The 13,534-nt window shown below is 44.7% G+C and carries 10 protein-coding genes and 1 pseudogene; 3 read left to right on the top strand and 8 right to left on the bottom strand.

The window, feature by feature from the left end:
• Positions 1-491: 491 nt before the first annotated feature.
• The 4 genes and pseudogenes from argH to argC form a co-directional block, all read right to left on the bottom strand.
• Positions 492-1,865 (bottom strand): annotated as a pseudogene (gene argH / locus L4C38_RS12250) (argininosuccinate lyase); the annotation flags it as partial.
• Positions 1,866-1,998: 133 nt separating this feature from the next.
• Positions 1,999-3,216: an argininosuccinate synthase gene (locus L4C38_RS12255; RefSeq protein WP_428797844.1), complete on the bottom strand. Its 1,218-nt coding sequence runs from the start codon at positions 3,214-3,216 to the stop codon at positions 1,999-2,001.
• Positions 3,217-3,271: 55 nt separating this feature from the next.
• Positions 3,272-4,063, bottom strand: a complete 792-nt coding sequence (gene argB / locus L4C38_RS12260) for an acetylglutamate kinase (RefSeq protein WP_428797845.1) — start codon at positions 4,061-4,063, stop codon at positions 3,272-3,274.
• A 22-nt stretch (positions 4,064-4,085) separates the two neighbouring features.
• On the bottom strand, positions 4,086-5,087 hold the full coding sequence (gene argC / locus L4C38_RS12265) for an N-acetyl-gamma-glutamyl-phosphate reductase (protein WP_428797932.1): 1,002 nt from the start codon (positions 5,085-5,087) through the stop codon (positions 4,086-4,088).
• 177 nt (positions 5,088-5,264) lie between these two features.
• Between argC and argE the strand changes: the two genes are divergently transcribed.
• From argE to L4C38_RS12280, 3 genes are all read left to right on the top strand, one after another.
• Positions 5,265-6,404, top strand: coding sequence for an acetylornithine deacetylase (argE, locus tag L4C38_RS12270; RefSeq protein ID WP_428797846.1), 1,140 nt, complete (start codon positions 5,265-5,267; stop codon positions 6,402-6,404).
• 312 nt (positions 6,405-6,716) lie between these two features.
• Positions 6,717-9,350 (top strand): phosphoenolpyruvate carboxylase, encoded by a 2,634-nt coding sequence (ppc, locus tag L4C38_RS12275; protein ID WP_428797847.1) that lies wholly within the window; start codon positions 6,717-6,719, stop codon positions 9,348-9,350.
• Between the two features lie 433 nt (positions 9,351-9,783).
• A complete protein-coding gene (locus tag L4C38_RS12280; protein WP_428797848.1) occupies positions 9,784-10,323 on the top strand; it encodes a PadR family transcriptional regulator in 540 nt (179 codons plus the stop codon).
• Between the two features lie 79 nt (positions 10,324-10,402).
• Here L4C38_RS12280 and cysE read toward each other — a convergent pair whose 3' ends face one another.
• The 4 genes from cysE to L4C38_RS12300 form a co-directional block, all read right to left on the bottom strand.
• On the bottom strand, positions 10,403-11,224 hold the full coding sequence (cysE, locus tag L4C38_RS12285; RefSeq protein ID WP_428797849.1) for a serine O-acetyltransferase: 822 nt from the start codon (positions 11,222-11,224) through the stop codon (positions 10,403-10,405).
• Between the two features lie 33 nt (positions 11,225-11,257).
• On the bottom strand, positions 11,258-12,292 hold the full coding sequence (gpsA, locus tag L4C38_RS12290; protein WP_428797850.1) for an NAD(P)H-dependent glycerol-3-phosphate dehydrogenase: 1,035 nt from the start codon (positions 12,290-12,292) through the stop codon (positions 11,258-11,260).
• A gap of 170 nt (positions 12,293-12,462) precedes the next feature.
• Positions 12,463-12,933: a protein-export chaperone SecB gene (gene secB, locus L4C38_RS12295; protein ID WP_182108782.1), complete on the bottom strand. Its 471-nt coding sequence runs from the start codon at positions 12,931-12,933 to the stop codon at positions 12,463-12,465.
• A gap of 147 nt (positions 12,934-13,080) precedes the next feature.
• Complete coding sequence (locus L4C38_RS12300; protein WP_428797851.1) at positions 13,081-13,515, bottom strand: rhodanese-like domain-containing protein; 435 nt, start codon at positions 13,513-13,515, stop codon at positions 13,081-13,083.
• Positions 13,516-13,534: the final 19 nt, after the last annotated feature.

Below are 13,534 nucleotides of genomic sequence, written 5' to 3' on the forward strand. Positions count from 1 at the left end.
GTTGTCAGATTCGTTGGAACAACAGCACTGTTACACCAATACCAAAAATCTTCCTCAAACTAATTAGATTCACAGCTAGGCGAGCAAATGAGAAAAGTCTCTGAGCACAGGAATACTATGTGATGAGGTTTTCGAATGCAGGTTAACAACGCTGTGGCTTCAAAAACCGAGTATACCCAAACTAGTTGGAGTCACAGTTAGGCGTCCAAGTGAGAAAAGTCTCTGAGCATAGGGAACTATGTGATGAGATTTTCGAAAGCAGGTAAACAACGCTGTGGCTTCAACTAGGCAGGGTATAGAGGGGTAGAAAGAAAAAAGCCCCGAAACCAATATCAGGTTTCGGGGCTCTCTTAGATAAGTCTAAGAAAAAGCAGTGGTAATGTTATAGACCGAGCCTTTTCTCAATGGTTCAACTTTTTATCGATCTTTTTTGGATCTTTTTTAAAATCAATTTTAAAACAGTCACTTAGCGTCTATTTTTGATTTTATTACTTCTTTAAACGAACTTGAGCTTGCGCTATTGCGAAGGCTACTTGCTCTGGTGCCACGCCGCCTAAAGCATTACGTTTCGCTAAGCATGATTCTATCGTAAGGATCGCGTAAACATCTTCTTCAATCACAGGAGAAAATACTTTTAGCTCCTCAATGGAGAGCTCTTCTAGCGCGCAACCCTTTTCAATCGCACCGACAACGGCAACACCCACTATATGATGAGCTTCACGGAATGGAATTGCTTTTGCTACTAAGTAATCCGCTAGCTCTGTTGCGTTAGCATAACCTTGTTGCGCCGCTTCTAACGTACGCTCACCATTAACCTTGATGCCATCAAAACACAGTGCCGCCATTTCTATACAATCAAACCAAGTATCAAGCGCGTCAAACAGCCCTTCTTTGTCTTCTTGCATATCTTTGTTATACGCCAATGGCAGTGCTTTCACTGTCATCATCATGCCCGCAAGTGAGCCATACACTCGACCGGTTTTACCACGGATAAGTTCGAGTGCATCTGGGTTTTTCTTTTGTGGCATCAGTGAAGAACCAGATGTCACTGTATCGGCCAACTCAATAAAGTTAGCTTCACCTGAATTGTAGAAAATCATATCTTCGGCAAGGCGAGAAAGGTGCAGCATCGAGAGAGAGGCAACTGACATCAGTTCGATCACATGATCACGATCGGAAACAGAATCCAATGAATTACGCGTTGCGCGTGTAAAACCAAGGTTTTGCGCAATCTGCTCACGATCCATCGCGTAAGCGGTACCCGCTAATGCGCCAGAACCTAATGGGCATGTATTAAGACGCGCTAGTGCATCTTTTAGACGTGAGTGATCGCGCTCAAACATCTCAACATACGCTAGACACCAGTGCGCGAATGTCACAGGTTGAGCACGTTGTAGGTGAGTGTAGCCTGGCAACACAGTCGTTTGATGAGCCTGCGCAACAGTAACCATTTGTTGTTGCAATTGTTCTAGCGCAGTGAGCAGTACCTCAGCTTGCTCCCGGCACCAAAGCTTGAGGTCTGTCGCCACTTGGTCATTACGCGAACGACCTGTATGGAGCTTTTTACCTAAATCGCCGACTTTAGCGATCAGTTGCAGCTCTACCCATGAGTGAATGTCTTCTGCATCCGATGTCAAAATCTGTTTCGGATTTTGTTCAACACTCTCTTTAAGCTCATTCAACGCCAATTCTAATTGCTGCTGTTCTTCGCCTGTAAGTACACCAACGGTCACTAACGCTTTCGACCATGCTATTGAGCCGACAATGTCTTGTACCGCTAAACGATAATCAAAACAAAGCGAATCGTTGAAATCTTTAAAACGGGTATCTGCTGCTTGGGTAAATCTACCGCCCCATAGTGCCATTGCATCTCTCCTGATAATGAAAGGATCTAGCCAATGCTAGCTAGATCCTAATAAGGCTACACAATGCTCGGACTCCGCCGAGCTATATCATCTGATCAAAAAATAACGCCTCAACCAGATTCATTTGACTCAGTTACTTTTTGCTTGCTGCATTAAGCGCTCTGATTCTGCTTGGTAGCGAGTACAGGCGGATAAATCCATCAGCGTGGCTTTGGTCGTAAACTTCGTCAGCACCAAAAGTTGCAAACTCTTCACTGTAAAGACTGTTGTCTGAACGCTTCTGAGTCGCTGTTGCTTGACCTTTGTAAAGCTTAATAACTACTTCACCATTCACGTCTTTCGCTAGCTCTTCCGCGGCTGCCAATACAGAATTGCAAAGTGGTGTAAACCAACGACCATCGTATACAAGTTGAGCGGCTTTCACACCCAGTTCTTCACGGAATTCAAACGAGGTTTTATCTAGCACCAATTGCTCTACTGAACGCAGTGCTTCCATGATAATGGTGCCTCCTGGCGTTTCGTAACAACCACGAGATTTCATACCAACCAGACGATTTTCTACAATGTCGATACGACCAACACCGTGCTTAGCACCTTTATCATTGAGGTAAACCAGTGCGTTGTATGGGCTCATTACTTCGCCATCAACCGCAACCACTTCACCTTTTTCTACTTTCAACGTCACGTATTCGGCTTCATTTGGCGCTTGCTCAGGATCGACTGTCCATGCCCAGCAATCTTCATTGGTTGCGTTCCAAGTATTTTCTAGAACACCCCCTTCTGTTGATAGATGCCATGCATTCGCATCACGTGAGTAAATTTTTGTAATCGACGCAGAACAAGAAATATTGCGCTCTTCAAGATAATCAAGACACTCTTCACGGCTAACCAAATCCCACTCACGCCATGGTGCGATCACTTTTAGATCCGGAGCTAGAGCAGCAAATGCACCTTCGAAACGGACTTGGTCGTTACCTTTACCCGTACAACCATGACAAAGCGCATCCGCACCAACTTTACGCGCCACTTCCACTTGAGCTTTAGCGATGATTGGACGAGCCATTGAGGTACCTAGTAGGTATTTACCTTCGTAGCACGCACCGGTTTTTAAGGTCGGGTTAATGTATTGCGCAACCATCTCTTCTTTAAGGTCCATCACGTAACACTCAGATGCACCTGACGCAATTGCTTTAGCTTCAATGCCTTCAAGCTCGTAGTAGCCTTGACCAACATCGGCCACGAACGCCACTACTTCACAATCGTAATTCTCTTTTAACCATGGAATGATCACTGAGGTATCTAGACCACCAGAATAAGCCACAACTACTTTGTTTACGTTTACTTTGCTCATTTTTAACTCTCCGAGCCTAAGCTTTATCGGCTTAGGGACTAATCCTTGTTAATGTTTACTGCGGCAAAAATTGAGTGCCGATACTGTCACCCGCAAACAGCTGGGCTAATTTTTCTGGGTAGCGCCAAGTTGCAACCTCAATAGGACGACCAAGGTCAGTGGCAGCTTGTAGGGCTGCCTGTACCTTTACGACCATGCCATCGGTGATCACTTGACCATCTATTAATTGATTGGCTTTTTTCTCATCTAAACTCTTGATCAAATTGCCTTTGCCGTCCAATACACCGCTCACATCTGACAACAAAACGAGATCTGCATCTAGCGCACCAGCCACCGCTACTGCCGCTTGATCTGCATTGACGTTCATTAACTGCCCTTCGATTGTTAAGCCGATTGAGCTAATAATCGGTAGTGCACCAGTAGCTAAAATCGCTTGTAGTACGGTGGCATTACCCGGTGTGGCTTTACCCACTGCACCAAGCTCTGGGTTAAGTTCTACAACTTGACACAAACCACCATCCGCTAAGCTTAAACCAACCGCATTCAAACCATCTTTAATTGCCTGACCTTGCAGTTGCTTATTCGCAGTGCCAGCTAACGCCCCTGCAATTAACGATATTTGCTCGTAAGGTGTCACACGTAAACCTTGCTTCTTCACTGTTGGTAATTGCAGCTTGCTCATCAACTCATCCACTAGGTAGCCACCACCATGGACAATCACGATCGGTCGTTGAGCCTGAGTTTGATAACGTGCAATTGCTCCAAAAACCTGACTTAGCGTGTCAGTGCTCGACAACGCTGCCCCACCTAATTTGATCACCAATGGTGTTTGTTTGCTATCTGTCATAACTGCTCCTTGATATGACTGATTAAATCAGTGCCGTTAATTCAGGGTATCCATAGTGGATATTCAAACATTGCATCGCTTGACTCGATGCACCTTTTAATAAGTTATCAATAACCGCACACGCGATGATGTGTTCACCTTGAACTTGCCAACCAATATCGCAAAAAGGTGTAAATTGAACGTTTTGCAACTTAGGCATACCATCCACTAGACGCACTAAAGGCTTACCCTGATAAGCGGTTTGGTAAACATTTGCAACTTGCTCTGCCGTCACGCCCGCTGTCAGTTTCATCGTGATTGTAGCTAATATGCCACGCTTGAAATCTGCTAAGTGTGGGGTAAAAATCACGTCACAACCAAGGTGTGAAGCAATTTCTGGTTGGTGGCGATGAGTAAATACACCATATGGTTGTAAGCTCACTTCGCACAAGCTATTGACTAATGAGGCTTTACGCCCAGCACCCGAAGCGCCACTAGTGGCGTTTATCACTGGCCATTGGTTAGTATCAATTAACCCTGCATCTTTGAGCGGTTTGATTGCCAACTGGGAAGCCGTTGGGTAACACCCCGGAACCGCCACCAACTGGCTTTGTTTTATTTCTTCGCTCGCCCATTCAGCCAAGCCATAAGCAGCATTATCTAGCCATTGCTCGTGTTGATGATCAAAGCCATAAAATGTCGGGTAGAAACCGCTTTTCTTAACACGAAAAGCTCCGGAAAGGTCAAACACTTGGCAGCCATGTTTAAGTAATGTCGGGGCTAAATCGTGGCTCACTTCGTGGGCAGTTGCGAGGAAAACAACATCCGCATTTTTCGCCACGGCTTCAACATCAACTAATGGTTGAACTTGATCATCCACTAAGCCAGCTAACTTCCCGTGTAGTGCGGAAATAGGTGTGCCAGCATCGACACTGTTGGCGGAAACGTATAAACCTGATAGCGTAAGCTCTGGGTGTTTGTGCACCATCAGTGCAAGTTCTGCTCCGGTGTAGCCAGTGGCACCAATGATGGTTGTTTTTAGCATTTTAGACATCCGTATCTTTATTGAGCGTCACTCGCCGACCTGCAAATCCAAATTGCTTAGGGATTAGTGACTAAAAAACTATTTAATTTGCCTTTTAATGATTTTTTATTCATTAAAAATGATTTATTATGTTTTACCTTCTTAGTTAACGTCTGTCAACAGGGAAACGAAGATATTATGCAACTACCCAGCTTTATAGAGATCTATCATGGCCTAATTTCTACTTCTTCCATTAGCTCTTCCGATCCGAGTTGGGATGAAGGAAATCAACAAGTTATCGAGAAGCTCGCGACTTGGCTGAAAGATATTGGATTTGAAGTCGACATCATCGAAGCCGCTGCGGGAAAATTCAACCTCGTCGCCAAGAAAGGACAAGGTGATGGCGGCTTACTATTGGCTGGTCATAGCGACACCGTACCGTTCGATGAAGGGCGTTGGAATTTTGAACCTCACGCCATTACCGAAGCGAATGATCGTTTTTATGGCTTAGGCACTGCCGATATGAAAGGCTTCTTTGCTTTTATTATTGAAGCAGTAAAAAAAGTCGATTGGAGTAAACAAACCAAACCGCTATATATTCTCGCCACCTGTGATGAAGAAACCTCAATGCTGGGCGCGCGTCACTTCACCGATACAACTCCGATTAAACCGGATTACTGCATCATCGGTGAGCCAACCAGCCTAGTCCCGATTCGAGGACACAAAGGGCATGTCGCTAATGCGGTTCGCGTAACAGGAAAATCAGGGCACTCTTCCGACCCTGCGCTGGGTGTCAATGCAATTGAAATCATGCATGAAGTAATGTTTGCGTTAATGCAGCTGCGCAACAAATTAATTAAAGAGTACCACCACCCGGGATTCGCGATTCCAAGCCCAACACTTAACCTCGGTCATATTCATGGCGGGGACAGTGCCAATCGAATCTGTGGCTGTTGTGAATTGCATTATGATGTGCGGCCGCTGCCGGGGATCAGTTTAGATGGGTTAAGCAACATGCTGCGCAGTGCGCTAAATGAAGTGCAAGCCAAATGGCCAGGTAGAATAGAAATCACTCCATTGCATGAACCCGTACCAGGATTTGAATGCAGTCACGAACACCCCTTTGTGAGTGGCGTTGAACAATTATGTGAAACACCATCTCAAACCGTTAACTACTGCACTGAAGCTCCATTCTTAAGCCAGCTTTGTCCAACTTTAGTTCTTGGTCCGGGTTCTATAGAGCAAGCTCACCAGCCGGATGAGTTTTTAGCTTTTGAGTTTATCGAACCAACTATCCATATTCTTTCAAAATCTATGTATAAGTATTGCTTCGACTAACCATCGAATTCGTCTTGCTAGAGCTGGCATTCCGCCAGCTTTTTCCATCGAATCAAGACAAAATAACCATTAAAACTAAACACCTATCGAGAGTTCAGCCTAAGACAGTCGCGTAATTTATGCAGAAAAACCAATTGGTTTTGTAATAAATTTTCAGTAATTTAGGCACAGTTATCCATCTTCTCCAATAACTTCGATTAATACCATTTATAGAAAAATAGCTGACAGTATTTGACTGAAGGCGATATTTTTCGCTAAATTATCAATCAACAGGGAACAATGGATGTAATTTTTTTACAAGGCAGGATGATAATGAACGAGAAATACTCTGCTCTGCGAAGTAATGTGAATATGCTAGGTCACTTGCTCGGTAAAACGATCAAGGATGCGCACGGAGAAGCGATTCTTGAAAAAGTAGAGACGATACGTAAGCTTTCTAAATCAGCACGAGCAAGTAACCCAGCAGCTCGTGAAAATTTGATTGAAGAAATCAAAAGTCTACCTAATGAACAGCTCACTCCTGTTGCTCACGCTTTCAATCAGTTTCTAAACCTGACGAATATGGCAGAGCAATACCACACTATTTCACGTCATTGTGATGCGCATGTCTGCGAACCAGATGCCATCAACACCCTTTTTGCTAAGCTCACCGAAAATAAGATTAGTAAGTTCGATACCGCTCAAGCCGTACGTAACCTAAATATCGAACTGGTGCTCACAGCACATCCAACTGAAATCACTCGCCGTACCATGATCAATAAATTGGTCAAAATCAATGAGTGTCTATCTAAGCTTGAGCTCCATGAACTCTCGGCTAAAGAGCGCCAAAAAACCGAGCGTCGCTTAGAACAATTAATCGCACAAAGCTGGCACTCAGATGTGATCCGCCAGCAACGCCCAACCCCGCTTGATGAAGCAAAATCAGGCTTTGCCGTGGTCGAAAACTCACTATGGGAAGCGATACCCGATTTCCTACGTGAATTAGATGAACGCTTAGAGTCTTACCTTGGTGAAGGGCTACCAATTGATGCCGCTCCAGTGCATTTTACTTCATGGATGGGTGGCGACCGCGATGGTAATCCATTTGTTACCCACACCATTACCCGCGAAGTACTGCTGCTTTCTCGTTGGAAAGCCGCGGACCTTTACTTAGGTGATATCAATGAATTAGTCAGCGAGTTATCAATGACTCGCTGTAATGACGAACTACGCGAACTTGCTGGCGACGATGTACACGAACCATACCGTGCGATTTTAAAGCAACTGCGTAAGCTTTTGAACGACACTAAAGATATTTTGGATGCCAAAATCCGTGGCGAGAAGCTCGCGGTAAAAGCCCCATTACAAAGCTCAGACCAACTTTGGCAACCACTGTATGCTTGTTACCAATCTCTGCATGAGTGTGGCATGGGCGTGATTGCCGATGGTTCTCTGCTTGATACGCTACGACGCGTTAAAGCATTTGGTGTGCACCTTGTTCGCCATGATATTCGCCAGGAGAGCACTCGTCATTCGGATGTTATTTCTGAGCTAACCCGTTACTTAGGCATTGGCGATTACGATCAGTGGAGTGAACAAGATAAGCTTGCATTCCTAACTCAAGAGCTAAGCTCAAAACGCCCATTGTTGCCTCGTGACTGGAAGCCATCTGCACCCGTTCAGGAAGTGATCGACACATGTCGAATTATTGCTGCTCAGCCGCGTGATGCATTTGGTGCTTACATCATTTCCATGGCACGCACTGCATCTGATGTTTTAGCCGTACATCTGTTACTGCAAGAAGCTGGTTGCCCATACCGCATGGACGTTTGTCCATTGTTTGAAACGCTTGAGGACTTAAACAACGCTGAAGCAGTTATCAAGCAGTTGATGAGCATCGACCTATATCGCGGCTTTATTCAAAATCACCAAATGGTGATGATTGGTTATTCTGACTCAGCTAAAGATGCGGGTGTGATGGCGGCTGGTTGGGCGCAATATCACGCAATGGATGCACTAGTGAATGTTGCTGAGGAAGAAGGCATCGAACTGACCTTATTCCATGGCCGTGGCGGTACAATTGGTCGTGGTGGTGCGCCTGCACATGCAGCGTTGCTTTCGCAGCCACCAAAGAGCTTAAAAGGCGGTTTACGCGTAACTGAACAAGGCGAAATGATCCGCTTTAAGCTTGGTTTACCGGACGTGGCAGTAAACAGTTTTAATATGTATGCCAGTGCGATTCTTGAAGCTAACCTGTTACCACCACCAGAGCCAAAGCAAGAGTGGCGCGATCTGATGAACGAACTTTCTGATATGAGCTGCCAAGCTTATCGCAATGTCGTTCGTAATGAGCCGGACTTTGTTCCTTACTTCCGTCAAGCAACCCCTGAACTTGAATTGGGCAAATTACCCCTTGGTTCTCGTCCAGCGAAGCGCAACCCAAATGGTGGCGTAGAGAGCTTACGTGCCATCCCATGGATTTTTTCATGGAGCCAAAATCGACTAGTTCTACCGGCATGGCTTGGCGCAGGTGAAGCAATCCAATACTCGATTGACCACGGCCAGCAAGAGCTATTGGAAGAGATGTGTCGTGAATGGCCATTCTTCTCGACTCGTTTAGGTATGCTAGAGATGGTGTATTCGAAATGTAACATTGGTATCTCTCGCTACTACGACGAACGTTTGGCCGATCCAGCTTTACTACCGTTAGGTGACCGACTGCGTGAACAGTTACAAAAAGACATTAAGACGGTACTTAATGTTGAAAACAACGAAAACCTCATGCAAAGCGACCCATGGGGACAAGAGTCAATTCGCTTACGTAATATTTACGTAGAGCCACTCAATATGCTTCAGGCTGAATTACTGTACCGAACTCGTCAAGTGGATGAACCTTCGCCAGAGCTTGAAGAAGCCTTAATGGTCACAATTGCCGGCATTGCTGCAGGCATGCGCAACACCGGTTAACAATTTTGAGCCACTCTTACGAGTGGCTTTTTTTCGCCTACCCAAAGAAATCCTCGTGATATTAATCGCAACGTTTCCTACCTGTATGATATAAAATATCACTTTTGAGACATAAAAACCATTTAAGCAGCATATAATTCGGCAGCCTGTTTTTTATTGAGAGTTTTATCAGTTTTTTGTTCAGTTCATCCCATCTATTCCACTTTATGCTTATTATTTAGATATAATATCGCTCCGCTGTGATACACATAAAATCAACAGATCGCAGTCTTCGGTAGACAATACCGAACTAGGTGAAAAACGGCTTTATTAAGGTGACATGACCAACTTTTTTATGTTGGTACTGCCTACATCGACATAACACTCGTGCCTATAGAAGCACACCAAGGTGTTGGCAGTTGAATTGAGTTTATTGACCATTTGGATTGAAGACATGTCATTACCACACGTAATTCTCACAGTTCTTAGCACTCGCGATGCAACTGGATACGACATCACCAAAGAATTTTCTGCTACCATCGGCTACTTCTGGAAAGCGAGCCATCAGCAGGTTTACCGCGAACTTAACAAGATGGCGCAAAACCACCTTGTGACATGCGTGTTAGAACCACAAGAAGGCAAGCCTGACCGTAAAGTATATTCAATTACCGATGCTGGTCGCATAGCTTTAGGTGAATGGTTTGATCAACCGACTGCTCACCCAACAGTACGTGATGAGTTCTCAGCAAAATTGATAGCGTGCTCAGTGCAACCTTCAACACCTTTCAAAGATCAACTTGCAATCTTAGTTGAAGAATCTCGCAAACTTGTTGAACACTATAAAGAAATTGAAAGCGCGTACTACTCTAACACTGCCACTTTAGACAAGCAGCAGCGTTTAGAACGGTTGACTCTTCGTCGAAATCTTTTAATCCGCCAAGCTTGGGTTGTATGGGCAGATGAGGTTTTAGCTGAATTAGAAGAACTAGCTTAAGCTTAAACATTGAAAGACAGGTAAATAAAAAGGTTGGCATCATCGCCAACCTTTTTGCTATTCACAAGGTGAGTATTGGCTAGATACCATCACCATGCTCAAAATTTTGTGACTTACCGTTAAACTGCTGATCCATATCGAGTGATGGTTTATCTGATTGAGGTCGTCCAACCACTTTAGCCGGAACGCCTGCCACTGTTGTGTGTGCTGGAACGTCTTGTAGCACCACTGAACACGATGCAATTTTCGCCCCTTCACCCACTTCGATATTTCCGAGAATTTTGGCACCAGCACCAATCATTACACCTTCGCGGATCTTAGGATGGCGATCGCCACACTCTTTACCAGTACCACCTAAAGTCACATCTTGCAGAATAGACACATCGTTCTCGACTATTGCAGTTTCACCAATAACAATCCCTGTTGCATGATCAAGCATGATGCCACGACCAATCCGCGCTGCTGGGTGTATATCCACTTGGCACGCTACTGATATTTGGTTTTGTAAATAAGTCGCCAGCGCAACACGCCCTTGCTTCCACAACCAATTTGACACGCGATAGCCTTGTAAAGCGTGGTATCCCTTTAGATACAACAATGGAATTGAATACATTGATACAGCAGGGTCACGATTGACCGTTGCACAGATATCACAAGCTGCGGCTTCTGTAATGCGAGGATCAGAAGCAAACGCTTCTTCCACAACTTCACGGACTGCCATTGCAGGCATTGATACGGTATCAAGCTTGTTGGCAAGAATGTAGCTAAGTGCCGCGCACAAGCTGTCATGCTTAATGATAGTCGCATGATAGAAACTCGCGAGCATTGGCTCTTGTTCAGATTGCTCACGCGCTTCTTGAACAATGGTCTGCCATATCTGTTTTTTTTCACAATGCTTCATATTAATAAAACCTTCCTAAACGACTTCCTTTCGTCATGCTTCTGATTTTTTATCGCGCGCTAATAAATCCTTAGCGGCCTCACGTGCATCTTTACTTTGATACAGTACGTGATAAATTTGTTCAACGATAGGCATCTCTACGCCCATTCGCTGAGCCAACATCCACACCTCTTTGGTATTACGATAACCTTCGACCACTTGACCAATTTCTTGCTGTGCGGTGTCGACATCTTTACCTTGCCCCAACGCTAAGCCAAAACGACGATTTCGTGATTGGTTATCCGTACAGGTTAGTACAAGGTCACCCAACCCCGCCATACCCATGAAGGTTTCCTTTTGCGCACCTAATGCGGCGCCAAGTCGACACATTTCTGCTAAACCACGCGTAATCAACGCAGTACGAGCATTAGCACCAAAACCAATACCATCTGACATGCCGGCACCAATCGCTATCACATTTTTAACAGCGCCGCCTAATTGCATACCAGTAAAGTCACTGTTTGCATAAACGCGGAATGTTTTGCCACAGTGAATCTTCTCTTGTAGATCCGCAACAAACTGTGGGTCTGGTGACGCAACTGAAATGGCTGTCGGCATACCCATCGCTAACTCTTTGGCAAAGGTAGGTCCCGATAAAACCGCTAGTGAATAACTTTCACCTAGCATATCGTTCGCCACGTCTTTTAATAAACGACCAGTCTCTGGCTCTAGACCTTTGGTTGCCCAGCAAATTCGGGAATTATTGTGTAAGTATGGCTTCACGTTGTTCAGCACAATGCCGAATACGTGGCTTGGCACTACGACAAGTAAATCGCGGCTAGCTTGCACTGCTTTTTCCAAATCAGACTCAACGATCAAAGAGTCTGGGAAATCAATCCCTGGTAAAAACTCGTGGTTAGCACGATCTGCTTCTAGTTTCGCCATGTGCTCAGGCTCATGCCCCCAAATCACCACATTGGCGCCATTACGGGCAAGTGAGATCGCGAGCGAGGTACCATAAGAGCCCGCTCCCAATACCGTCATTGCAATCTCTTTTCCGTAGGCATTATTGATGTTTGAATTTGTCATTCGTCCGCCTGTTCACTATTTATTTCGTTGTTATACCTAAATGATCTTTGGCTAAAAAAGCCACTTAGGTATAACAATGAAAGCTTAAAACAAAAATGCACAACGCATGCTTACTTCGCGATGCCTTGTGCATTCTAGTTAGAGCTTAACGCATTAAAAAATAACGTTAATTATGCTTCTTCTTGAGCTTCGCCTTGCTGCGCTTGCTGCTGTAGATAATTCATGAACAGCGCATCAAAGTTAACTGGAGCAAGGTTTAGTTGAGGGAAAGTTCCCTTCATCACTAGGCTTGAAATAGTTTCACGAGCGTATGGGAATAGGATGTTCGGGCAGAATGCACCTAGACAATGTGCAAGTTGACCAGCTTCCATGTTCTCAGCTGAGAAAATACCGCCTTGCTGTACTTCACATAAGAACGCAGTCTCTTCTGCGTTTTTCACTGTAGTGGTAAGGCGAAGAACAACTTCATACACACCTTCACCTAGTTCACGGCTTTGCGTGTCTAGATCTAGCTTCACTTCAGGGTTCCAATCTTTTTGGAACATTTCTGGAGAGTTTGGCGCTTCAAAAGAAACATCTTTTAGGAAGATACGTTGAATAACAAAATTTTGCGCTTCTTGTTGTGGTGCTGCTTCAGCCATTATTGAATCCTTTAATCCTTAATTTCAAACTATGCTCGAGACTAGCGGAGAGATGTGTTTAGCTCTAACTAAACGATGAAATCCGTGCTGCAGTTCACATCTCTCTTGGTCAAACGTCGATTAATCGATCAACGTAACTCGCAATTATTATTTCTTTCCGCGTACTAGCGGTAGGTTAGCATCGCTCCAAGTCACCAAACCATTCTTCATCACGAATACTTGCTCGAAGCCAGATTTTGCGAGAAGGTTTGCGCTTTCTTGAGCGGTTTGACCTGTCTTACATACCACAATAATTGGGTCAGCTTTGCGGTTTTCAAGGCTACCAAAATTGCCAGCTTTAATGTCAGACGGCAAAATGTGAACTGCTTCGGTAATATGACCTTTCTTAAACTCATCTTTTGAGCGAATGTCGACAACGACACCATTCTCGCGGTTGATTTTTTGTGTCGCATCACCCGCAGTAATCTCTTTATAAGCTGCTGTCGATGTTTTAACAATATTCATGATAAGAGCAACCACCAGGCCAACCCATACCACTGACATAATCATATTTTCTTGGAAAAAAGCGATGTACTCTTGCATATCCTGTGCTCTTGTATAA

Origin of the sequence: Vibrio kasasachensis, from assembly GCF_050337565.1 — a bacterium.
Lineage (GTDB): Bacteria > Pseudomonadota > Gammaproteobacteria > Enterobacterales > Vibrionaceae > Vibrio > Vibrio kasasachensis.

Excerpts from the sequence above, each read along its gene's own strand:
- L4C38_RS12255 (WP_428797844.1), bottom strand. The coding sequence starts at position 3,216 with ATGAGCAAAGTAAACGTAAACAAAGTAGTTGTGGCTTATTCTGGTGGT.
- argB (WP_428797845.1), bottom strand. The coding sequence starts at position 4,063 with ATGACAGATAGCAAACAAACACCATTGGTGATCAAATTAGGTGGGGCA.
- argC (WP_428797932.1), bottom strand. The coding sequence starts at position 5,087 with ATGCTAAAAACAACCATCATTGGTGCCACTGGCTACACCGGAGCAGAA.
- argE (WP_428797846.1), top strand. The coding sequence starts at position 5,265 with ATGCAACTACCCAGCTTTATAGAGATCTATCATGGCCTAATTTCTACT.
- ppc (WP_428797847.1), top strand. The coding sequence starts at position 6,717 with ATGAACGAGAAATACTCTGCTCTGCGAAGTAATGTGAATATGCTAGGT.
- L4C38_RS12280 (WP_428797848.1), top strand. The coding sequence starts at position 9,784 with ATGTCATTACCACACGTAATTCTCACAGTTCTTAGCACTCGCGATGCA.
- cysE (WP_428797849.1), bottom strand. The coding sequence starts at position 11,224 with ATGAAGCATTGTGAAAAAAAACAGATATGGCAGACCATTGTTCAAGAA.
- gpsA (WP_428797850.1), bottom strand. The coding sequence starts at position 12,292 with ATGACAAATTCAAACATCAATAATGCCTACGGAAAAGAGATTGCAATG.
- secB (WP_182108782.1), bottom strand. The coding sequence starts at position 12,933 with ATGGCTGAAGCAGCACCACAACAAGAAGCGCAAAATTTTGTTATTCAA.
- L4C38_RS12300 (WP_428797851.1), bottom strand. The coding sequence starts at position 13,515 with ATGCAAGAGTACATCGCTTTTTTCCAAGAAAATATGATTATGTCAGTG.